Genomic DNA, 24,280 nt, shown 5'->3' on the forward strand with positions numbered 1-24,280 from the left:
GGAAGTTTGAAAGTTGATCCTATAAATGCTGGCAGAAAGGCTGATTGAAAGTTGACGATAATTTAGTTTACAGCGTAGTACTAAGACAAAAATAAATCATAGTTAATTCTTATTTATTTTTTGTGAGTACAACGCTAAAAAACGAATAAATAGTGGTTCTATTGAAAGTTTTTTGAAGGAAGTAATCGCAAAACAATAAATGGAATTAGTGGTATATAATTTTGTCTTGGTACTTAGTACTTAAAAATACAAATAAGGCATCAATAACTTTTAGCGTATGAAATTTTTTACTTTTTCATTGTGTATTCTAATACTAACTTGTTGTAAACCCGTAGCTCAACAACAAGAGGGCAATGGTCTAATGAACGAAACAAGCCCTTACTTACTACAGCATGCTCACAATCCCGTGAATTGGAACCCATGGAGTGACCAAGTATTAGAGCAAGCTGTTCAGGAAGGTAAATTAATAATTATTAGTATTGGTTATGCTGCATGTCATTGGTGTCATGTGATGGAGGAAGAATCGTTTGAAGATTCTTTAGTGGCTTTAAAAATGAATAAGTCATTTATTTCTATTAAAGTAGATCGTGAAGAACGTCCTGATATTGATCAAATCTATATGAATGCGGCTTATCTTTTAACCGGAAAGGGAGGTTGGCCTCTTAATGTTATTGCACTTCCAAATGGTCAACCTGTCTATGCAGGGACTTATTTTCCAAAAGAACAATGGGAAAAGGTACTAGATTATTTTTCGAATTTATATCAAAATGATCCTGCTAGACTTACTGAACAAGCTGAAAAATTAACACAAGGAATTAAAGAAGTTGATCAACCAACCTTTTCTCAAAAAGGGGCATTTAATGATTCTATAGTACATCAAATTAATGCTTCACTAATGAATGGAATAGATTTAAAGAATGGAGGAAAAAAAGGATCTCCAAAATTTCCAATGCCTTCAGTTTTTGAATACTTATTAACTCAAGATTTTTATCATCCAGATCCACAGTTTGAAGAGGTCGTAAAAACAACTTTAAACGCGATGGCTTTTGGTGGAATATACGATCATTTAGGTGGTGGATTTGCAAGGTACTCAGTGGATGATACTTGGACTGTACCTCATTTTGAAAAAATGCTTTATGATAATGCACAATTAGTGAGTTTATACAGTCATGCTTACCAAAAGTACAAAGACCCTAATTATGCTCAAGTGGTAAAAGAAACAATAGATTTTTGTAATCGTGAACTCAGAGCTCCAAATGGTGCTTACTTCTCATCTATTGATGCAGATAGTGAAGGGGAAGAAGGGAAGTACTATTTATGGTCTGAAAAAGAAATTGATAATTTACTTCAAGATCAATCAGCAGTATTTAAATCTTATTATGGAGTGAGTAAAGGAGGTAATTTTGAATCAAAGAATATCCTTGAAAAGAAGATGACGTTTTTTGAACTCTCTCAGAAGTATAATAGAAGTTTAGTGGAATTAGAGCAATCACTTGAACAGTCAAAAAAAAGATTAATGACCAACAGGGAACAACGAGTGAAACCCAATATTGATGATAAATCTTTAACCTCTTGGAATGCACTCATGATCATTGGTCTTTTGGATGCTTATGCAGCATTTGGAAAACAGGATTACCTAAAAGATGCACTTCTAACGGCTGGTTATATTGAAGGTAATCAGCTGCAAGAAGATGGGATGCTCTTTCGAAATTATGAGGCAGGAAAGTCTACAATTCATGCCTTTTTGGATGACTATGCTATTACGGCACTTGCATTTATAAAGCTCTATGAAAGTACATTTGATGAGGAATGGCTTTATAAAGCTGAGAAAATAAAGACTTATGTAAATGCTCACTTTTTGGACAATCAAACTCAAATGTATTATTATACTTCGGCTTTGAATCAAAAACTGATTGCGAGAAAAATGGAACTTTCGGATAATGTTATTCCTTCATCCAACTCGATGATGGCAAATGTGTTGATCCTTTTAGGACAATATTTATTCAATGAAGAAGATTTAAATCATGCTGAACAAATGATAGCTAATAGCCTAAATAACGTTGTAGAATACCCTGATTTTTATAGTAATTGGGCTAGAATTTATAGTATATCAGGACAAACTCACTACGAAGTAGCAATTGTAGGAAGTGATTTCGAAGCAAAAAGAAAGGCCATTGCTAAACTTTATTTACCTAATAAAATAATCTTAGGAGGGCATTACGAAGGAACTTTGAAGTTGCTAAACGGAAAATACAATGAAAGTTCTACTTTAATTTACGTATGTCATAATAAATCTTGTCAACTGCCAGTTACAGAAGTTGAGCAGACGCTTCAACAGATGAAGCCTTAATACCTTGTCAACTTCTAATCGATCTTTCTGCAAGCATTTATAGGATTTGCTTTCAAACAAATAAGGTATAAAAATAACTGGTGTGAATGTTAAGCGTCAGTGCTATTTGTGTCCTACAGAATTGCAGTTTAGAAGATTATTATAAAACCTTTGTTTTTTGACATGTAATCAGACAATCATTTATTAATATCTCCCTCGGCCTTCTAAGCCTTGACTTTTTTGCTTCGTTTTTGTGTTAAGACAAAAATGAAGAAGAAGGAAGCTTGAAAGTAGACCCTATAAAATCATGTAGAAAGGTTGATTAAAAGTTGATCCACTGCCAGAATGTTAAGCGATAGCGTCATTCGTGTCCTACAGGTCAGCAGAAATCTCCTGATTTCTAAATACCATAAATATTCGAAAACTTAGTTTATACTATAGTATTTATCGGATTAAAATAAAAGAGTAGTATAGAGAAACTCTATACTACTCAGTTGACGATGGTTAACCTTAAAATAATGAAAATTACTAAACTGTTAATAGTTTTTATATCGCCGTTTTTGTACAGTTCTATCAAATTATTTGATGAATTGTCAACCTCCTAAGTCACACAAATTTTAAAAACACACTAGTTATTACTTACTAAAATTTTCTTTGATATTACCTTATTATTATTGCTGATTATAATGATATATATACCAGGTGTAAAGCCTTCGGTATCTATATTTTCCTTATTGCTATTGATATCTTTTTTATAAAATTGTTTACCATTGATATCACTAATAGTCAACTGACCATTGATGAAGTGTTCAGGAATATGGATGTTAAATTCACCATCTGTAACGGGATTAGGATATACCACAACTTCAACGGAGTTGGTCTCAGAAAGCTCACTTTGTCTTACCCTTGCAGAAGAATTTTGCACTTCAACAAATGACCAACTTTGGTTATCTCCTCCATTATCACTCCATTGAATGTTCCATGCCCCATCATGGGTTCCTGCACCCGCAATGTCCAGAAGAAGTTGACTATTTACATTTTGGATTTGGTAATCACCTTCCCCTTGACTAAGAATATTCCATTTTTGATTATTTCCACCATTACTACTCCAAAGTATATTACTTGCACCGGCAGTGGTCGATTGACCATTAATGTCTGCATACAAACCGGATTCAGCGTGAACTATGGTATAAATTCCTGAACCAATATCAGTAATAATCCATTCCTGATTGGAGTCGTTATTATCAATGGTTTTTTGAACAACTTGAGCACCATTTGTAGGTGATGCATTGGAAGTCGTCAAACATTTTCCACTATTTTTATTGATGATTCTATAAGTACCGTTGGTCAATGTTTCATCAACAGTGATGATAAAATCCAATGTACTTTGAGTTCCACATACGTTCGTATAAGTAGCAGTAACGGTACAACTACTAGTTGGATATAAAATTAATTCTCTAGCTGATACATTACTAGAGATGCCACAGACAGTCCATTCCCAAGATCCACCCGAATTGGGATATGGCCCGAATTTCACATAACTACCTGATTCAACCGTAAAGCTCGTTTGTTGAGACCAGCTTCCATCGAAATACACATTAGGTGAAATAGTAGTTGATGGGCATGATACGCTATTGACCGTGATATTGAAATCAATAACACTTGTCTCTCCACAATGATTCGTAAAAGAGGCAGTAGCAGTACCTGAATTTACTGGTGTGATGGTTTGTTCTCTATCTGATCCCATTAAACCCATTCCAGACCAAGACCATGATCCGCCAGCAGTTTGTTGAGGGCCAAATGTTATTGTTGTTCCTGCATCAATTGTAATATTAGTACCAGATGCCCATCCATTTCCTGCGTTATAATAAGGAGAAAGTGAAGTGGCTGTACATTGTGAAGTTGTACTTCCTGAGCCAATAGGTACCACAAATGTTGCAATAGTTTCTGCACCCATAGTAATATTTAATTGGCCAGCTGCATTTAAAGAAATATTACTTTGTTGGGTGTGATTATTTGAATTTTTGTCTGTGAGCCAGTATTCAACTGAAGCATTGCTCGTAGCATTAAAGTCACTCAAATCCACTTCAAAAGCTTGAGAGGTTGCATTAGTATTGACGATCACAATGGAAAGTTGTGTTTGATCTTGAGACCTATATGCCGTTACTGATCCTACATCTGTGCTACTAAACATTTCATCATCACCAATATTAAAGTGTTTAGTGAAATGTTGCATCATGTAAAACCTTTTGTTTGGGATTAAATTACCATTGTTCATGTATTCATAATAATCAATGGCTGTCCATGATGCATCAGTGTCCATTACTTGCCAATCGACCCATCTTTTAGGCCTAAGGTATTTAAGATCCTCGCTGATTCTTTGCATAAATCCTAATTGAAAACTATAAGCATTTCCAGGCCATTGAATTCCAATTAATCCACCTTCTGATACCCAAAGATCTTTACCTAAGGTTTCTGCCATACTCTTGAGGTTTGCTCTATCTGCTGTTGACCCTTGATAATCATGAAAATTAAGCCTTCCGATTTTACCGATTAATCCATATTGCTCATACCATTCTATCACATATGGATCCATCTTGAAATTATCGTTAGCAGCAATAAATGCAGTACTACCTTGTGCGTTCATTTCCTCGTAAAGAGCATTGATCATTTTATACTGGTTTTCAAGACTAAATGAACAACCTTCCTGTTTTCCTGGATTATTGTTGGTATGGAAACGCCACCAATTTGCTAAAGGCTCATTAAAAGGTTCAATAGATTCCACATCAAAACCGTATGGAGCAAGATCATCATTGATATAGCCTGTAGCTGTTACTAAATACTTCGCAAAAGCTTCATACTGATCATCTTTTAAGTTGTTTTGACCATTGTATCCACCAGTGGGAGAACCCGATTTGAGCATCCAATAGGGGGGTGAATTTGAAAACGTTTCAAATTTCATTGGTAAGCTGTTGGCTTGTCCAATTTTAGCGATAGACTTCAACATTCTTCGTTGGTTTAGACCTCGGTCAGCTGCACCCATGTTAGGGATTAAGCGTTGTGGGTTTACACCTTGATTAATCGTAGGGCAGTTGCTTTCCTTGTCCTCATCACAAGATCCCCCAATGTTGTACCTAAATGTTGTGAAATTTAAGTCTTCGATGAGCATTTTTGAAAGAGAATCGATTTTGGCTTCATCGTTCTTATGATAATCACCGGCATCTTCAGCCCACCATGCCATTGAAGTTCCCCAACCTTCAAAATCATCAAGTAGTACCTGATTGGGATTGACATACACGGATGTCTGGGCTATAAGTGATTGCTGATTGAAGAGTAACAACACAAAACCCAAGTAAATGAGTTTAGTGTAGAGACGCTTCATTTTTTTGTTTGAATAAAAAAATTTCATTTCAATACTAGATTTATGTTAAGTGTAATAAAAAGCTGGTAACACAAACATCTTTATATTAATATTCATTATGGGGGTGTTCACTAAGCATTAATAGGGGGTGGATCGGTAGGGGATTATTATGTGTTGAATATTAATAATTTAGATAGTTTAGTAGTGGCTTTTTTTTGTTTTAACATTGAGTAAAATGAATTGTTGTCTTTGAAATGCTGATCTTTAAATTAACTTTGATAGAGATTTTTTTAATAGTTTACATAAGCAAATTAGCACACATGGAATATCAACATTGTAATTTAAATATATGGTATCACCTACCTGAAGAAGTTTGGGATAAAGTACCTTTAGTCTATGAGAAAATGGACGGCTGGCTTGGGTTTGGTACCGAGGAAAGAGGAGAAGAAGGGATTCCTTATTGGTATAATTTTGATGAATCAAAGAAGTCAATTTCTGTATCAGTAGAACCTAGTGGTCTTCAGTTTACAGCTTTGATGGAGTCAAATGAATGGGAAGAATGGATCACCGATTTTAAAAAACAAGCCACAATAATTTTAGGGTTCAAAGTTGGTGATATAGAGGTAGGTGAAGTTGGTTCTGAGATAGAATGGAACGAATAAAATAAGCTTTATTTAAGAAAGTACTAAAACGTTTATCGTTCTAGTACTAACTAACCTAACTAAACTGTCTACCAAATCAACTTTGTTTTCACTTCTAACTTCTACTTATAAAACACTATTTAAATGTCATTGATTTTAGCTTTGTAATTCGTGGTTTGTCAGTTTAGTAATTATTTAATCTATCATAAATGAGTACTGCTCACTACATTATTAAAATAACTAAATATCGTTTCTACTTCGCCTCAGTGCTGAAAATGCTATTGGATTACTTTAGCTCAGTGATGGCAAACTTATCCATGTCGTCATAGTCTAAGTTTTCACCGGCCATACCCCAGATAAAAGTATAGTTACTTGTACCTGCTCCCGAGTGCATTGACCAAACTGGTGAAATCACCGCTTGCTCATTATGCATCCATATATGTCTTGATTCTTCTTTTTGGCCCATGAAATGACAAACTGCTTGCTCTTCAGGAACTTCAAAGTAGAAATAAACTTCCATTCTTCTGTCGTGTACATGACCCGGCATAGTATTCCAAACACTACCAGATTTCAACTCTGTCATTCCCATCTGTAATTGACAAGTCTCTACTACTGAGTTTACTAATAGCTTATTGATAACTCTGTGGTTGGACGTCTCAGGAGAACCCAAAACTACTTTATCCGCTTCCTCTCTTGTTACTTTTTTAGTAGGATATGTTTTGTGAGCTGGAGTGGAGTTCAAATAAAAAGATGCAGGTTGAGAAGGGTTTACACTTTTGAAAGAAACATCTTTTACACCTCTGCCTACATACAATGCCTCCTTAAAATTGAGCGTATACACATCACCATCAACCATTACAATTCCTTGTCCTCCCACATTGATAATACCTAATTCTCTTCTTTCAAGAAAATAATCTGCTTTTAAAGGATCAATAGGTTGAAGCTCTAAAGTGGTATTGACAGGTTTTGCTCCTCCGAGAATGTATCTGTCTTCGTGAGAGTAAGTTAAATTAATTTCATCCTCTTCAAATACTTTCTCAATCAAGAAATGTTCTCTTAATTCTTGTGTGTCATATTTTTTAGCATCTGTCGGATGGACAGAATATCTACTTTCATATTTCATACCTTTGATATTTAAAAATACAATCGATTGTACAATGATTCAAAAATATAAAACTATCCTTTTGGTTTCTTTTCTATCGTAATATTACAAATGTTTGTTTCATAATTCCAAATTACACCCTTAAAAATACAATCGATTGTATTTTTAAGGGTGTAATTTGGAATTTCTAGCAGTTATTTATTGTTCTTAATACTTATGTAAGTACTAAGACAAAATTATATATCACTAATTCATATTATTTTTCCCGATTACTGCCTTTCAAAAACTTTAAATAGAACCACTATTTATACGTTTTTGAGTGTTGTACTCACAAAAAATAACTAAGAATTAATTATCATTTATTTTTGGCTTAGTACTTACACTCTTTTTATTAGTATACTTGCACAGAGTTTAAGTCAATAATTGATGAAAAATCAATAGACAACAGGTATGTAAAAATGAGTCACATTTTTTTAAGTACAAGTATTTAAAAAATGTGGGATAGGCAATTATGGAGAATAAGAAATCGGTTACTATACACGACATCGCAAGAGCGTTAAAAATAGATAGTTCAACAGTATCAAGAGCATTGAATGATAATCCAAGGGTATCTGCAAAGACTAAAAAAATAGTGCAGGCCAAAGCAAAAGAAATGCACTATCGACCGAATACATTGGCCTCCAACTTAAGAACGCAGAAGTCGAATACCATAGGAATTATTGTTCCTCATATCACAAAATACTTCTTTTCTACAGCCATCAGCGGTATTGAAGAAGAGGCTCACAAAGCGGGATATAATGTAATTATATGTCAGTCAAAGGATTCTGAAGGTTTAGAAACTGAGAATATCAATACATTGATTTCCAGTAGAGTAGATGGTATTTTGTTATCTCCGGCAATCAAAACATCGAAGATTAGTCATATTCAAAAAGCGATGGAGAGTAATGTTCCCATTTTCTTTTTTGACCGTTATATCAAAGAAGTGTCCACTACTAAAGTAATTACAGATGATCGTAACACTTCAAAAGCATTGACAATGCATTTGCTTTCTCAAGGTATCCATAAATTAGCTATTTTGACAGGAGATACCAAAGTGAGTATTTATGACAATAGGGTCAAAGGAATTTATGATGCTTTTAAGGAATCAGGTCTTAATGCTGAAAGCAAATTGATCATGCAACAAATTAACCTTTCTATGGACGAAGCGTACAATTTGATTCATAGTTGGGTTGATAAAAAGGTAGATTTCGATGCTGTATTTGCCATGAATGATATGGCGGCAATTGGAGCACAAAGAGCTTTACAGGAAAGAGGATATAAAATACCGGATGACGTTTTGGTGGCAGGTTTTAGTAATGAACCGATTGCCAACTTGGTGAGCCCACCCATTACTACTGTGCATCAGCCTGCCGCAGAAATTGGGAAATTAGCAGCCAAAAAGATCATTAATCATATCGAAGAGAGAGATAAAAGTATTCTTGCTTCTGAAACTACAGTTTTGGATAGTAAACTAATCATTAGAGCATCTACTTTAAGAAAAGGGAATGCTGAATAAGTAATAAAAACACTTCATTTTCACTCTTCAATAACTACGATGACTACAAGAAAACAACACAATTTTTAAAATCATGGAAATTTGTACAGTCCTAAAATAATGATACACTAGGACAAGGTAAAAAGTGGAGTGGGCTTCCTTATGGTTGAGGAGGTTCCATATTAGAATAACATTTTAACATTTCAGTATAAAGCGTGTAATACAATATTTTGATGTGTAATTTTATCTTTTTTGATTATATAATAATATATGAAATAAAAAATTGTGTATGTTTATGGTGTAATACATCATTTATATATAATTAAAAACACATAAAATGACGGGACTAGCATTTACTGACTTAAAAGATAAAGTAGTTGTTGTGACTGGAGGGGCAGGTGTTTTGGGGTTAAGCATTTGTAAAGCATTTGCGACGCATGGAGCGAAGTTGGCTATTGTAGACCTCAATCAAGAGAAAGCAGAAAAAATGGCTGCAGAGATGAGAGAAGAGTTTGGCAACGTTAATATTGGTTTATCAGCCAATGTATTAAACAAACCATCTTTGCTTGATGCAAAAGATATTATCAATAATGAACTGGGAAGCATTGACATTTTAGTGAATGGTGCAGGAGGAAATCACCCAAAAGCGACAACGCAAGTAGAGCAAATGGTGGAAGATGATGAAGAAGGTGCTTTCTATGATCTTGATTTAGAGGGGTTTGACTTTGTGTTTGACTTAAACTTCAAAGGTACATTACTTCCTTCTATGGTATTTACCAAAGATATGATTGGGAAAGGAAACAAAGGTGTAGTATTGAACATCTCTTCAATGAACGCTTACAAGCCTTTGACAAAGATCCCTGCTTACTCAGCAGCAAAATCATCGATTAATAATTTTACGGAATGGTTGGCAATGCATTTAGCACCTCAAGAAATTAGAGTAAATGCCATTGCTCCAGGATTTTTTATCACAGATCAGAATAGATTTTTAGTGACCAATGAAGACGGTTCTTACACTGCCAGAGGTCAAAAAATTGTAAATGGAACACCAATGGCAAAGTTTGGGGAACCAGAAGATGTTCAAGGAGCAGTCCTTTATTTATGCTCTGATATTTCTTCTTTCGTGACCGGAATTTGCATTCCAATTGATGGTGGTTATAACGCATATAGTGGAGTATAATGAAAAATTTAGGATTAGAACAAACATGGAGATGGTACGGGCCAAATGATCCTGTATCGTTATTGGACATTAAGCAAGCAGGCGCTACGGGTATCGTTTCAGCATTGCATCACATCCCTAACGGAGAGGTTTGGACAGTAGAGGAAATCACAAAGAGAAAGGAAGTGATTGAAGCAGTGGGGCTGACTTGGTCAGTGGTTGAAAGTATACCGGTGCATGAAGACATTAAGAAGCAGACGGGAGATTACAAACTTTATATCGAAAACTATAAACAGTCGATCAAGAACTTATCGGCTTGTGGTATCGATACGGTTTGCTACAACTTTATGCCAGTTTTAGACTGGACAAGAACAGATTTGTCTTATAAAGTAGAAGATGGTTCAGAAGCATTGCGTTTTGATGTGTATGAATTTGCTGCTTTTGAGTTATTCTTATTAAAAAGAGAAGGGGCAGAAAAAGTATATTCAGTAGAGGATCAAAAGAAAGCCAAAGCTGTTTTTGATCAAATGTCAGAAGAGAAGAAAGCAGAGTTGGTGAAAAACATCATTGCAGGTCTTCCAGGTGCTGAAGAAGGGTATACCTTGGAGCAATTCCAATCTGTATTGGACAGTTATAACGGCATTGATGCTCAGAAATTAAGAGAGAATTTAAAAGATTTCTTGTCAGAGATTGTCCCTGTAGCCGAAGAACAAGGCGTGTATTTAACCATTCATCCAGATGACCCTCCTTATCAGATTTTGGGATTGCCAAGAGTGGTAAGCACTGCACAAGATGTAGCATGGTTATTTGAGCAAGTGCCTTCATTACATAATGGCTTGACTTTCTGTACAGGTTCTTTTGGGGTAAGATCAGATAATGATTTAGTGGAAATGGTGAAACAATTTGCTGATAGAATCAATTTTATCCATCTTAGAAGCACAAAAAGAGATGATATCGGTAACTTCTACGAAGCCAATCACTTAGAAGGAGATGTGGATATGTTTGGTGTGATGAAAGCACTTTTAGAAGAACAGTCCAGAAGAATCAATGAGGGGAAAGGAGAGGTAAGGATGCCAATGCGCCCTGATCATGGACATAAAATGTTGGATGATTTGGTGAAAAAGACAAACCCAGGTTATTCTGGTATTGGTAGACTGAGAGGATTGGCAGAGTTGAGAGGACTGATGCATGGAATAATTTTATCTGAACAAAAAGAAGTATTGTGCATAGAAGAAAGTCTATAAGAATTCAAGAGATCGCAGAAAAGGCAGGTGTTTCAGTAGGTACGGTAGACCGTGCTCTTCATGACAGAGGGAGAGTAGCGCAAAAAACCAAAGATACTGTAATGAAAATTGCTGCTGAACTAGGCTACGCAGTCCCCAAAACCATTGACCGAAAAATCGAAATAGGTGTTTTACTTCCTGATCCGAGTACAAATTCATATTGGGAAAAACCATTGGAAGGGATAGTACAGGCCGCAGATCTTTTGAATGATACAGGCTTATCCATCCACCTTCAGCTTTTTGATTACAACAACGAAAACGATTACCTACAAAATGGGCATCAGTTGTTGGATGCAAAGCTGGAGGGGATGATTGTTCACCCCAAATACAAGGAGGTTACTTTTGAGCTGATCCGAAGAGCAGAACAGGATGAAATGAAATTGGCATTTATTGATATGAATGTCATGGAAATTGAACCTGATTATTTCATCGGTCAAAACATTGATGCTTGCGGAGCTTTAGTGGGAAGATTAATTGAGATTTCTACTAGAGCAAAAGAAGATATTTGGGTGGTCAATCCTTATCACGATGAACGCTTACCTATCTCTTTTCAAAGGGAAAGAGCAGTGGTGAATTTCTTAACAAAAAGAGGGCAGGATCGATCTAATATTGTCATTATCGATCTTCCTTTAAAAGATAAAAATGCATCTTCTTTTTTTGAAGGTAAGGATAGTCCAAAAGCAATCTATGTTACCAACTCTAGAGTAGCAGAAACTTATGCTTTGATGAAAGAAGTTCAACATTTTGAAGACAAAGAAACGGTCTTTATAGGACATGATTTGTTGGAAGACAATAAAGAGCTTTTAAAATCAGAGAAAATTGATTTTCTAATCACCCAAGATTCTACAAGACAGGGTAGAGAGGTGTTGGAAAATCTTTACAAAATAGTAAAAAGTAAACAACACAAGAAAATAGAAACACTATTGCCTCCATCATTGGTAACAAAGGAGAATAGCTAACTCTTCATCATCAGCCCACGACTTAAGTCGTGGGCTGATGATGAAGCATAGAGCGTACTTACATAATGGTGTTGTGCGGTGTATTCTATTTTCAGATACTAATCTTTTTTTGAGTGAAGAGTTAAGGTGGTTCGTATAGACTTTGCAATACAACTTCTGAATCACAACACGATCCACTCTCTTCATTCTTCATTCTAAACTCTTCACTCAAAAAATGATCGTGTCGTATAAGAAAATACTAACATGAAAGCATTTATACACGAAGATTTCATTCTTGAAAATAAATACGCTAAACAACTTTTCCACAATTTTGCGAAGGATATGCCCATCATAGACTACCATAATCATCTTTCAACGAAGGACATTGCGGAGGATAGACAATATCAGAACATCACGCAAGCGTGGTTAGAAGGAGATCACTACAAGTGGAGAGCGATGAGAGCGAATGGTGTCAGCGAAGAATACATAACGGGAAATAAATCTGAAAAGGAGAAATTTTTGAAATGGGCAGCAACTGTCCCACATACGCTAAGAAACCCGTTATTTCACTGGACGCATTTAGAGCTGAAGACTTATTTCAATCTTGATACTTTACTTTCTTCATCTTCAGCGAATGAAGTGTATGATCAAACTTCCAATTTATTACAACTCCCGGAAAACAGTTGTAGAAATCTATTAGCTCAAAAGAATGTAAAGTTAGTAGGGACTACAGATGATCCTTTAGATACTTTAGAGGACCACCAGAAAAATAACAATGAAAACAAAGTGACCATGGTATGCCCGACATGGAGACCTGATAATATATTAGGAATTGAAAAAGGGAAAGACTTTCTAAACTATGTGAATCGCTTGGAAGAAGTGGCAGGCAAAGAGATTACTTCATATGAAATCTTATTGGAAGTTTTGAAAGATAGAATGGCTCACTTCAATGCGGTGGGTTGTAAAATGTCTGATCATAGTTTATCAGAAGTACCCACGGGTGAGGCTGAAATTGAAGAGGTGGAAGGTATTTTTAAGAAGTCATTAAAAGGAATAACGTTGACCAAAGAAGATCAAAATGCATACAAAAAGCATTTATTGATCGAAATGGGTAAAGAGTACCATCGTTTAGGTTGGGTGATGCAGTTACACGTTGGAGCATTAAGAAATAATTCTGAACGACAATTTAAAAAATTAGGTCCAGATACAGGTTTCGATTCCATTTCTGATAGCAATCATGTGATTCCACTTTCAAAGATTTTGAGTGATATGGATTTAAAAGGACAATTGCCGAAAACAATTATTTATAATCTTAACCCAGCTGACAACTATCCAATGGGTACATTGGTGGGGAATTTCCAAGATGGGATCACTCCAGGTAAAATTCAATTGGGTTCTGGTTGGTGGTTTTTAGATCAGAAGGAAGCCATGGAATGGCAAATCAACACGCTTTCTAACATTGGTTTACTAAGCAAATTCGTAGGAATGCTTACTGATTCAAGAAGTTTCCTTTCTTTCCCAAGGCATGAGTATTTCAGAAGAACACTCTGCAACCTATTAGGGAATGATATTGAGAAAGGATTGGTCCCTAATGACATCAATTGGGTAGGAAGCTTGGTGCAAGACATTTGCTATAATAATATCAAGCAATATGCTTTCTCAGACTTAAAATTATAATAGAAGGAGTGTTTTAGGTGAGAGGTAACAGGTAAGAGGTAACAGGTAAGAGGTATGAGAGGGTAGTTTTTTTTCAATATGGTAATTCATCAAATTGAAAGTTTACCCTCTGCATTGCGTCTTACGAACCACCTAAAAATCATTTTCATACCTATAGTAAAAGGTGTTTTTATTCCCTAATCCTTGATTTATATAAAACAATAAAAGATTGAATGCAAGGGCTAATCTCTGTCTTGTTTTGTATGTGTTTGACGGAGAGAAGCCCTTTACAATAAAGACATAAAAGCAGTAACAAATGGCAAAGTTTTCAAGAATTGAAGTAATACAGAAAATGGGTGAAATTGGTATGGTTCCCGTTTTCTTTCATAAAGATATAGAGGTAGCAAAACAAGTTTTGAAGGCTACATATGAAGGTGGATGTAGAGTTTTTGAATTCACCAATAGAGGAGACGGAGCACACGTCATCTTTCAAGCCTTATTGGATTATGTTAGAGAAGAACTTCCCGAAATGATGTTGGGAATTGGCTCTATTGTAGACCCAACCACTGCAAGCTTATACATTCAAATGGGTGCAGATTTTATCGTTTGTCCTTTTTTAAATGAAGAAGTAATTAAGATTTGTAACCGCAGAAAAGTGGCAGTAAGCCCAGGTTGTGGATCGGTATCAGAGATAGGTAGAGCAGAAGAGTTAGGTGTAGAGTTAGTGAAAGTATTCCCAGCAGCACAGGTAGGCGGTCCAGGTTTTATAAAAGGAGTGAAAGCACCATGCCCTTGGTCCACCATCATGCCTACAGGAGGTGTGACTACTGAGAAAGAAAATATTGCTTCTTGGTTGAAAGCCGGAGCACATTGTGTGGGAATCGGATCAAATCTTATTGTTAAGGATGCTTCAGGCAATATAGATTTTGAAGGCATCAAAGCATTGACCACTCAAGTTGTGAACGATATCATTGATATCAGATCTGTATCACCAAAAGAAACTCCCGTTTTAGCGAACTAGAGTAATTTGCTAAACAATACGGTTTTCTATTTAATAACCTCAACGATTAAATTGTTTGAATAAAATGATTTAGCCGTTGAGGTTTTATTATTAATACATAGTGAGCTGAACACCATTGCTGTCATTTTAATGTATGCAAAATGTTATAGCAATTAATAATTAGTATTACATTTTTATAATCAAAAAAAGTATTTAAATTGAAAGAGATTAAACAGCAAATGACAAGCTAATTTTCATTGTATGTTTAACAACCCTATGTATGCTACTTCAATTTACTTCTACCAAAGTCTTATATTGACTAAAACAAATTAACTATGAGACCAGCTTTTTCTAATCAAAACACTTCCACAAATCCACTATTTTAACCTCTTTAAAATGAGTTTAGAACGGTATGTTTTTACCGTTGTTTATTCTTTGATGACTGGGTTTGTAGGTGTATATAATTAGTATAGTAGACTTCGAAGTAACTCGACTAAATAGGGAAATTGTACCAAAATATTTTTCATTTAACAACATTAGATCCATGGATTTAAAATCAATTTTGCCATCAACCTTAAAGGTGTTTAGTGACGAAACATTGTTAGACAAAAAGGAATTTTCTTTAGAAGACATTTCTTTTGATGACACACAACAATTTCCACTAACTGTTTTTAATAATGCAGTAAATTTAGAACTGACTACAGATGCTGGTTTAAAAATCAATGTTTACAATGATAAGGATGATTTTGATGAGAAGGGTGAAAAATCTTTAAGTTTGAAAAACGTTGGGTGTGGAGAAGATATCAGTTCATTGTTGAATTCATCTTCAATGATAGAATATCAATTGGCAGCCAACTTGAAGGGTAAAGGTTCTACTTCGATTAAAGATATTTTTACATTAAAGGCAAACACTTCTGCAAGTGCAAAGTTATCCTTTTTAAAATGGCACGGCCTAAATGTAACAACCAAGGAGGCTGTAAGTAATGATTTGGCTAATTTTAAACACATTCTAACGAATGATTACATTCAAAATTTAGATGTAAATGAAGGGGTTCGTTTTGCTTTTGATGCTGGTGTAGGGCTAAACTTTAGTGTTGATGTCGTTGAATTGATGTCAACAATTCTCAATCCTTCTACAACGCTTATAGATAACAATTTTCTTTTTAAGGTAAATACAGACTTAAAGCTTTCTTTTGAAATGAAGAGGCTTGGAGATTATGAAACGTGTTTAAGAGTTAAACCTGATGGGAAAGTAATCGTTCAAATCTCTAAATTAAAGGAAAAAGTTGTCGAAGGGAAATTAGCTGGAAAACTGTCCTTTAGTTTGACATCTGATAGTAAGAATGCCGTAGAAAAATTAATTAACGAGTACTATGAAGGTTATTTGGGAGATACTTTTGACAACATAGATCAATATGTTAATGATGATAATATTGAGAAACTTAAAAAATTAGGTGAGCGATTATTCGGTACAGATGACATTGAGTACCTCGATGAGATCAAGGATAAATATGAAGAAATTAAAAAGACAGTTTCTGATCATAAGGAAAGTATATCTGAAACACTGAACGAAACTTTAGTAGCAGAAATGTCCTACGCAATTAGAAAGTTAAAATCTTCTCAATCACTTATTACTTTTGAAACGGATAAAGCCACGATTTCTAATAATTTAAAACAGTTGTTGACCTTTAAAATTGATCATTTTCAGCATTCAGATTTAGAAGACGTTGTGAATGTGAAAGAGTTCTTGGGAATAGAAAGAGAAAATAAACTTCATCAATTTAATTTCTCTCTTAGACTAGGAAAGTGGGGAGTTGGAAGAAGTCGTTCAACTGAAATTGATGTTAAAGAAACAATATATAAGGGAGATAAAGACCTTAGGGAAATTGACTTTGGCGTTACCAAGAATTTTACGCAAGAGAAATATCATAAGGACTACTCAAGAAGCGTTATTTTTGATTATGATGTTATCACTACTGAACCCCAAGAAGTACTAAAGTATTCTGATCTAGAACATTCAATCACCATTAAAATGAAATCGACTTTCGGAAGTAAATTCAAGAAGGCCAAAAAGCATTTAAGATGGGATTTTAATAGTGCTTCAATTTTTGAATTACTCAAAGATGAGAAATACGAAAAAACACTTGATGAGGCATGTACTAAGATTAATGATTTTGAGGGAGTGACTTCTGAATTAGTACTCCGTTTTCCTGACAAACTACTTCGATTGATAGTACCAAAAATTAGTGCAAATTATGCTAAAGATAATTATTGGAGGTTGTTGGGTATAGCAGAGGAGCCTTTTGAGGATATTCCAGAATCTTATATTGCCAATGTAAGAGGTGCATTTTATGAAGCATTTTTTAGTAGGTTAAACCCATATAAAAAGGTAGAATTAATCTTTCAGACAGACACTTTTAGCCAGTATGACTCTAAATGGAAACTGAAAATGAAGAATAGATTTAAACCTGTAGGCAATAACAATAAAATTCTAAAATTTTTAAACTGGCATCGTTTCAGAGATGATAAGCTCGAAAAGGCAATTTCTTCTTTAAAGACAATATTCAACGCAGATAATCAAGTTGTAAACGGTAAAAAAGACAATCATTTCTATGATCTTTTCGGAAAAAAAGGCAAAACAGCTTTCATCCATGAAATGCACGGTGACGATCATGAAATTCTGGGTAGATTACTACTTGAATTTGTAAAACAAAATGATCTATCAAGCGAGATTCAAAAATCATTTGTAATTAAAAAAGGAGATGAAAATATAATCAATCTATAAATTAGTGCTAAGAGGCTGTCTCATAATACAATGAGGCAGCCTTTAATTTTTTTCAAAAAGTCTATCGTTACGGATAAAAGTCAGAAGCAAAAATACCTTTTATTATAATTGTCATTCGAAAATAAAATTGTAACTTCATTTTTATTTCTAAATCAACCAATTGAATTAAACTTTCAAATGAAAAACTATTGTATTGTAACACTACTATTCTCTCTTTTTGTATCAAAAGTGATGGCACAAGAAAGCTATTCTGACCTAACGAGTGAAGCTATTCATATCATTAATGTAGAAGAGGAAACGAAATATCAGAAAGCATATCAAATGATAGAAAATGCATTTGAAGCCTTTCCAGATAGCATTGATGGAACAGGTCTTTATTATGCTTCAACTTTAAATGCAATGATGAAAAACTATGATAAAGCATTTGAGTACTTGATACCATTGGCAGAAATGGAAAAAGATGAAGATGGCTATCCTGGGTGGAGTTATGTATTAGACGATTATGCAGAGGATGATTATAAAAACCTGATGAGTGATCCGCGTTGGAAAACATTGAAACAGCAAGCTCAAAAAGACAGTCTTGTTTTTTTTCAAACCCTAAAACAAAGTGAGGATGAATTTTTTAAGACTTCAGGTGAAACATTAACTCCAAAAAATAAAGGGCTCTACAAGGCAATTCAAACCTACAATCCATATATAACAAAAAAGCAAAGTGATTATTCAATTGCCTTAAATATTAATGATTCTACATCAACTTCATACCACGTACACTTACCTGAAAATTATGATCCAAATCAAAAATATTCAATGTTATTTTTCCTGCATGGTGCCGTAGGATATGGCAAATTGGATAAGTATCAGATACCGGAAGTGAACTTAAGTGGTTGGAATAGATACTACAAAAAGTATGGAGATTTAAATAATGTGGTTTTGATTTTCACAAGTGCCAACAAACAGTACAATTGGATGATGTCAGACGATGGCTTTTTTATGATACCGGAGATTGTGAAGTCCGTAAAAAAAGCCATCAATATAGATGACAATAAGATCTTTATTACGGGACATTCGAATGGGGCAACGGGTTCTTTTTCATACCTGATGAAAGCACCTACAGATTTTGCAGGTTGCTATGGCTTCAATACTTATCCAAAAGTTTTTACAGGAGGGACCTTTGTTGAAAATATGACGAACCGATCTTTTATTAATTTCTCAACGAATCAAGATTATTATTATCCACCTAACGCCAATGATCAAATGGATAGTGTAATGCTTTCATTGAATATGGATTATAAAGACTATAGGTACGAGGGCTTTCCTCATTGGTTTCCAAAGTTTGATGAATCAGAACCGGCTTATCAACTACTTTTTGAAGATTTAAATAAGAGAACAAGAAATCCATTCCCGACTTCAATATCCTGGGAACTTGACGACAATAATTACGCGAATATTGATTGGTTATCAGCAATAAAATTGGATACTTTACAAGCCCAAGAAAGCTGGCAAAAAGAAATCAATTTCACCATAGATCAGTGGCAAGAATACAATAAAGAGGATAGCTTAATTACAATTGATGTTCATAAAGATGCATTTAGTTTTCCTAGAAAATCAGGAAAGGTGATTGCAAAATACGAAGACAATACATTTGAAATTAAAACTTCACGTATCTCATCTTTGGCTATTAATATTTCTCCAGAAATGGTGGACCTTCATAAAAAGGTGAAGGTATTCATCAATCAAAAGTTATATTTTAATGGAAAAGTGAAATATGATAAAGAGTTTATGCATTTGAGTTTTGAACAAAATAGAGATAGATCTCAGGTCTGGGTCAATCAAATAAAATTAGAGCTGTAATTTAATGGGAATGTCAGTTGAACACTGTCTCGTTTTTCTTCTGAACTCTTAAATTAGTTATTATTTGTCAAATTAAATATTGCTTTAATAGAGTTGTCAATACATCACCTTCCCCTGTAAGGATTGAATAGATAGAAGTTATTGAAGTGCCAAGTCACGTATTTGCTTAAACTCAGCACTTTCTTTTGAGGATTGATTTGCCACAGTTTTCAATAAGTACTTCTATAAATTTTTAAAAAAAACGGGTAACGTTTATTTTATACTCTCTCCCAAATAGTCAAGGTACAAAAAGCCCACAAGCGAACTAGTGGGCCTTTAATATTCTATTCTATATATAATTACACTTCTACATTGCTGCAATCTTTATTAAGCTATTACCTAAGCGAATATTAAGCGTTAGCAACATTCGTATCTCGTAAATCATCAGAAATCGCCCGATTTCTAACAGTGATAAAGGTAAAACATCTTGTCACTATGGAATCTTGTCCGCTTCAATCTCTTTTGCGTATTGAGAAGGAAGTACACCGAATTCTTTCTTAAAGCAATTTCTGAAATACTTAAGGTCATTGAAACCTACTTCATAAGTAACGCCACTGACACTAAATCGACCTAATTTCAGCATTTGAGCCGCACGTTTCAGTCTTATATTTCGGATAAATCCTTTTGCAGTTTGACCTGTTAAGGCTTTTAGTTTTTGATTTAATCGGAGTGGTGTAGCTCCATATTCCAAGGCTAGTTTTTCAACTGTAAACTCAGAGTCTGAAATATTTTCCTCTACGATTTCAACCAATCGGTTCAAGAATTTCTCATCAATCGTTGTAAACGTGATTTCACTAGGTTGAATGTCTACATCTACTCTAAAGCGTTTTTGTTGGTTGCGTCTGTTTTCAATGATTGTGAAGATTCTAGCTAGTAAAACATCAGAGTTAAATGGTTTGGTGACATAAGCGTCCACGCCGTATTCGTACCCTTTCAGTTTACTCTCTTCCGATTTCTTGGCCGTCAGTAAGATAATCGGAAGGTGACAAATCTGATTGTCTTCACGTACTTTTTTAGTCAGTTCATAGCCGTCCATTACAGGCATCATGATATCCGAAAGAATTAGGTTAGGCATTACTTCTTTAGCAAGTTCTAATCCCTTCGCACCATTCTCAGCCAAGAATACATCATACGTATCTTTCAAGAGGTCTTTTAATAATTCTCTGATCGAAAGGTTGTCATCGATCACCACAATTTTAGCCTTTGTTGAAGTTTCTAAATATTCTTCATCTTCAATTAAAGATTTTGTCTCTTCTTGAGGTGTTTCTTCAATAAATTCTCCATCATAAGCTTCGTCATTGATTGGGAAAGATAAGAAGAATGTAGTGCCTTTATTTTGTTCACTTTCTAAAGTGATTTCACCATGGTGAAGGTCCACAAGACTTTTCGTAAAGGCCAAACCAATACCGGTACCTCTATGACGTGCTCTTTTTAAGTTATCCACTTGATAGAAACGTTCAAAAAGATGTTGTTGTCTTTCTTTTGGAATTCCAATACCAGTATCCTGAAGTGTGATCAAAATGCGGTCATTTTCTTGTTTGATGCTTAAATTGATTTCACCATCAGTAGTGAATTTGAAAGCATTGGAAAGTAGGTTATAAAGTATTTTTTCTACTTTATCCGTATCAATCAAGCCATGAATATTATCATCTGTCTTTTGGAACGTATAATTGATATTCGTTTGTTCAGAAAACTCCTTGAAAGAAAAATAGATTTGTTCAATGAATGTGTTCCAATTTCCTCTCGTTAAGTTGAGTTTCATTTTGCCTTGCTCCACTTTTCTGAAGTCCAATAATTGATTTACTAGACGCATTAAGTGTTGGATATTTTTATGAATCAACTGATAAGATTTCTCTCTATCATATTCTGATAATTCTCTACCTTTCTTGATGAGTTGTTCTATTGGCGTATTGATCAAGGTTAATGGTGTGCGTAACTCGTGAGAGATATTTGTGAAAAATTGCATTTTCAACTGACTCAAATCTTCCAATTTCTCGTTCTCGAATTTCACCATTTCCAATTGAGATTTTCTTCTTGCTGTAATGATCGTAAAGCGAGAGAAGAAATACACAAGTCCAACGAAGATCACGAAATACATTAATTTTGCCCACCAAGTCATCCACCAAGGGGGAAGAATTGTGATTTTAAGGTCAATCGGGTCAGATTTCCAAATATTATCACCATTCGAAGCTTTCACCAATAGGGTGTATTCACCTGGATATAAATTCGTATACTTTGCTTCTCTTTGCATCGCATCTGCTGTTACCCAATTTTTATCCAAACCTACTAATTTATATTTGTAGCTGTTTTTGTTTGGAGAAGCATAATGCAAATAGGCAAACTTCACTGAGAAGCTATTTTGGTTTGCATCAATTGTGATCGACTTAGTGTAGCGAATTGATTTATTCAAAATATCGTTATCCTCATCGGCAGGGCTAATGACATTGTTTAAAATCTTTAATTCCGTAAATACTAAATCTGCATTTGTGATGTCATCAACGATTTCATGAGGGTTGAAAACATTAATACCGTTTACACCACCAAATACTAATTCACCATTTTTACGCTTACAGGCCGTGAGTTCTCCAAACTCATCGTCTTGCAGTCCATCGCTTACATCAAAGTTTTTGATCGTTCTATTTTTGATGGAAATCTTACTAATACCTTTATTGCTTGATACCCAAACATTGCCGTAGTTATCTTCAAGAATAGCTTTGATGGCATTATTCGGAAGGCCATCATTGACAGTGATACGGTCAAACTTGATGGAGTTGATATCATAATCGGCCGTAACGACATTAAGACCGCCGCCCATTGTACCTACCCAAATTTCGCCATTGCTCGTCTCATACATAGGCAGAACGTAATTGTAGCTCAATGAAGTGTTGTCATCATCATCACTGATAAATAATTTGAAATCGGGTCTATCCTTCAGTTTCTCTTCTTTTGGAATGATAATCAAACCTTGATTGCTACCTACCCATAAGTTGCCTTTACTATCTACTAAAAGGCTTCTGATCACTTCAAATGGATCTTTGTACTCTTCAGTTTGTTGGATGTCAATTTTTTTCCAAAGAATAGAATTGTTCTTTTGTAAAATTCCTCTTGTCAACCCACCACCATAAGAGGCCAACCAAATTGTAGAATCACCATCTGTTTCAATTGAGAAAACAGAATTTTTCAAATTAGCAGGGTGAAAGAAAGAACTTTTCCATAATTGCTTTTCCAATAAGTGTGCTTTTTCAATAGGGATGGCAAGAGAACGAAGAGGGTAACCCACTCCAAATATCAACTGTCCGTTCCACTCTTCAATATCGTAGACCATATTTTGACCTCTGATACCAGTAGCCACATTCATTTTTTTGAATTCAGTAGCGTTAGGCTCTAAGTAATTCAGCCCACCACCTTCAGTACCTACCCAAAGTCTACCATACGAGTCTTCAAAAACAGATCTCACTTTATTGTAAGACAAGCTTTTTTGGTCTCTCTCTTTTTTGATGTGTTGGAATTTCTTTCTCTTAGGGTTGTATTTTTTAATTCCTCCACCATTAGTACCGATCCAAACAATGCCCGTTTTGTCTTCGTAGATCATATGAATGATGTTGGTGTTGAGGTATTCATCTTTATCATAATGTTCCAATACCACAAGCTTATCTTTTTGTGGACCGAATTTCAATCTGAAAAGTCCAGCCTTCGTTCCCGCCCATACATTATTTTGATTATCGCATAACACATAATCACTACGCAGGTCAGATAATTTTTTAAACTTGAAGTCTTCCGGTTTATCACCTTCTTTAGTCACTTCATAAATACCATTGTAATAAGCAATGATCAGTGCCTTATCACTTTCAGTAATCCCTAAGATGCCATTGTTTTTACTAGCGGTATTAGGGTAACTTTTAAAAGTACCATAATCTTTATTGCCTGTGGGCGGGATAAATTTTTGTAACCCTTTTAAAGTACCAATCCATAGGTTGCCATCTGCATCAATATAGATGTCACGGACATGATCTTGTAAAAGACTTTCTTGATTATGTGGATTAGCCTGATATTTATTGACCTCAATTTGATCTTTATTCAAATATTTCTTTTTGACACAATTCAAACCCTTTGAATTACCAAACCATAGGTTGCCTTCAGCATCAAGGATCATTCGTGAAGCATTATTTTTGGTAAATAACTTAGGCGTTTCTTTTGAATTCATGAATGCTGTGAATTCTTCCGTTTCAAGGTTGAATCTACAAATACCAGCATCTGCTGTGCCTAACCATAGGTTGCCGAAGTGATCTTCTACAATACGATTGATAATGTTTGTAGGGATATTGTGTGTGTTTTTTCTATAGTCTTTGAACTCGTAACCATCAAAGCTACTGAAACCATCGTTAGTACCAATCCACAATAACCCTTGACTGTCTTGATAGAGACAGTTGATGTCATTTTGTGACAAGCCATGACGAGTGGTGTAATGATTAAAAATTAAATCTTTAGTATTGGCGTAACAGGTTGTACTCAGTAAGAGTAAAGCGAATAGTATATGGTGTAGTAATAATTTCATCCTATAATTCAATTTCATTAAAAAAGTATCTCCACCATTAGAGACGT

General features: G+C 34.8%; 13 protein-coding genes. 10 read left to right on the forward strand and 3 right to left on the reverse strand.

Going from position 1 to position 24,280, the window contains the following annotated elements:
- The first annotated feature begins 277 nt into the window (after positions 1-277).
- Positions 278-2,350 carry a thioredoxin domain-containing protein gene (locus IC221_RS18810; RefSeq protein WP_188170441.1) on the forward strand — a complete coding sequence of 691 codons (2,073 nt, stop codon included), beginning with the start codon at positions 278-280 and terminating at the stop codon, positions 2,348-2,350.
- A 607-nt stretch (positions 2,351-2,957) separates the two neighbouring features.
- Here IC221_RS18810 and IC221_RS18815 read toward each other — a convergent pair.
- Complete coding sequence (locus IC221_RS18815) at positions 2,958-5,738, reverse strand: RICIN domain-containing protein (protein ID WP_188170442.1); 2,781 nt, start codon at positions 5,736-5,738, stop codon at positions 2,958-2,960.
- A gap of 272 nt (positions 5,739-6,010) precedes the next feature.
- Here IC221_RS18815 and IC221_RS18820 point away from each other — a divergent pair, with 272 nt between their 5' ends.
- Complete coding sequence (locus tag IC221_RS18820; RefSeq protein WP_188170443.1) at positions 6,011-6,352, forward strand: hypothetical protein; 342 nt, start codon at positions 6,011-6,013, stop codon at positions 6,350-6,352.
- Positions 6,353-6,617: 265 nt separating this feature from the next.
- Here the strand turns inward: IC221_RS18820 and kduI are convergent, their stop codons facing one another.
- Entirely contained in the window at positions 6,618-7,454 is an 837-nt protein-coding gene (gene kduI, locus IC221_RS18825) for a 5-dehydro-4-deoxy-D-glucuronate isomerase (RefSeq protein WP_188170444.1), read from the reverse strand.
- Between the two features lie 490 nt (positions 7,455-7,944).
- On the opposite strand from kduI, the gene IC221_RS18830 reads away from it, so the two are divergent.
- The 8 genes from IC221_RS18830 to IC221_RS18865 all read left to right on the forward strand — a co-directional run bounded on the left by IC221_RS18830 (position 7,945) and on the right by IC221_RS18865 (position 19,639).
- On the forward strand, positions 7,945-8,988 hold the full coding sequence (locus IC221_RS18830) for a LacI family DNA-binding transcriptional regulator (protein WP_188170445.1): 1,044 nt from the start codon (positions 7,945-7,947) through the stop codon (positions 8,986-8,988).
- A gap of 316 nt (positions 8,989-9,304) precedes the next feature.
- Positions 9,305-10,147, forward strand: coding sequence for an SDR family oxidoreductase (locus IC221_RS18835; RefSeq protein ID WP_188170446.1), 843 nt, complete (start codon positions 9,305-9,307; stop codon positions 10,145-10,147).
- Positions 10,147-11,370, forward strand: a complete 1,224-nt coding sequence (gene uxuA, locus IC221_RS18840) for a mannonate dehydratase (RefSeq protein WP_188170447.1) — start codon at positions 10,147-10,149, stop codon at positions 11,368-11,370. Before IC221_RS18835 ends, uxuA begins: the two co-directional genes overlap by 1 nt.
- Positions 11,349-12,368 carry a LacI family DNA-binding transcriptional regulator gene (locus IC221_RS18845; RefSeq protein ID WP_188170448.1) on the forward strand — a complete coding sequence of 340 codons (1,020 nt, stop codon included), beginning with the start codon at positions 11,349-11,351 and terminating at the stop codon, positions 12,366-12,368. The genes uxuA and IC221_RS18845 overlap by 22 nt, the downstream gene beginning before the upstream one ends.
- Positions 12,369-12,611: 243 nt before the next feature.
- The gene (gene uxaC, locus IC221_RS18850) at positions 12,612-14,024 is read left to right on the forward strand and encodes a glucuronate isomerase (protein ID WP_188170449.1); all 1,413 of its coding nucleotides are present in this window, start codon (positions 12,612-12,614) and stop codon (positions 14,022-14,024) included.
- A gap of 295 nt (positions 14,025-14,319) precedes the next feature.
- The gene (locus IC221_RS18855) at positions 14,320-15,024 is read left to right on the forward strand and encodes a bifunctional 4-hydroxy-2-oxoglutarate aldolase/2-dehydro-3-deoxy-phosphogluconate aldolase (RefSeq protein ID WP_188170450.1); all 705 of its coding nucleotides are present in this window, start codon (positions 14,320-14,322) and stop codon (positions 15,022-15,024) included.
- A 523-nt stretch (positions 15,025-15,547) separates the two neighbouring features.
- Positions 15,548-17,788, forward strand: coding sequence for a hypothetical protein (locus IC221_RS18860; RefSeq protein WP_188170451.1), 2,241 nt, complete (start codon positions 15,548-15,550; stop codon positions 17,786-17,788).
- 177 nt (positions 17,789-17,965) lie between these two features.
- Complete coding sequence (locus tag IC221_RS18865) at positions 17,966-19,639, forward strand: alpha/beta hydrolase-fold protein (RefSeq protein ID WP_188170452.1); 1,674 nt, start codon at positions 17,966-17,968, stop codon at positions 19,637-19,639.
- Positions 19,640-20,111: 472 nt separating this feature from the next.
- Here the strand turns inward: IC221_RS18865 and IC221_RS18870 are convergent, their stop codons facing one another.
- Complete coding sequence (locus IC221_RS18870; protein WP_188170453.1) at positions 20,112-24,233, reverse strand: two-component regulator propeller domain-containing protein; 4,122 nt, start codon at positions 24,231-24,233, stop codon at positions 20,112-20,114.
- Between the last annotated feature and the right edge of the window lie 47 nt (positions 24,234-24,280).

It is taken from the genome of Flammeovirga sp. EKP202 (genome assembly GCF_014534745.1).
GTDB lineage: Bacteria > Bacteroidota > Bacteroidia > Cytophagales > Flammeovirgaceae > Flammeovirga.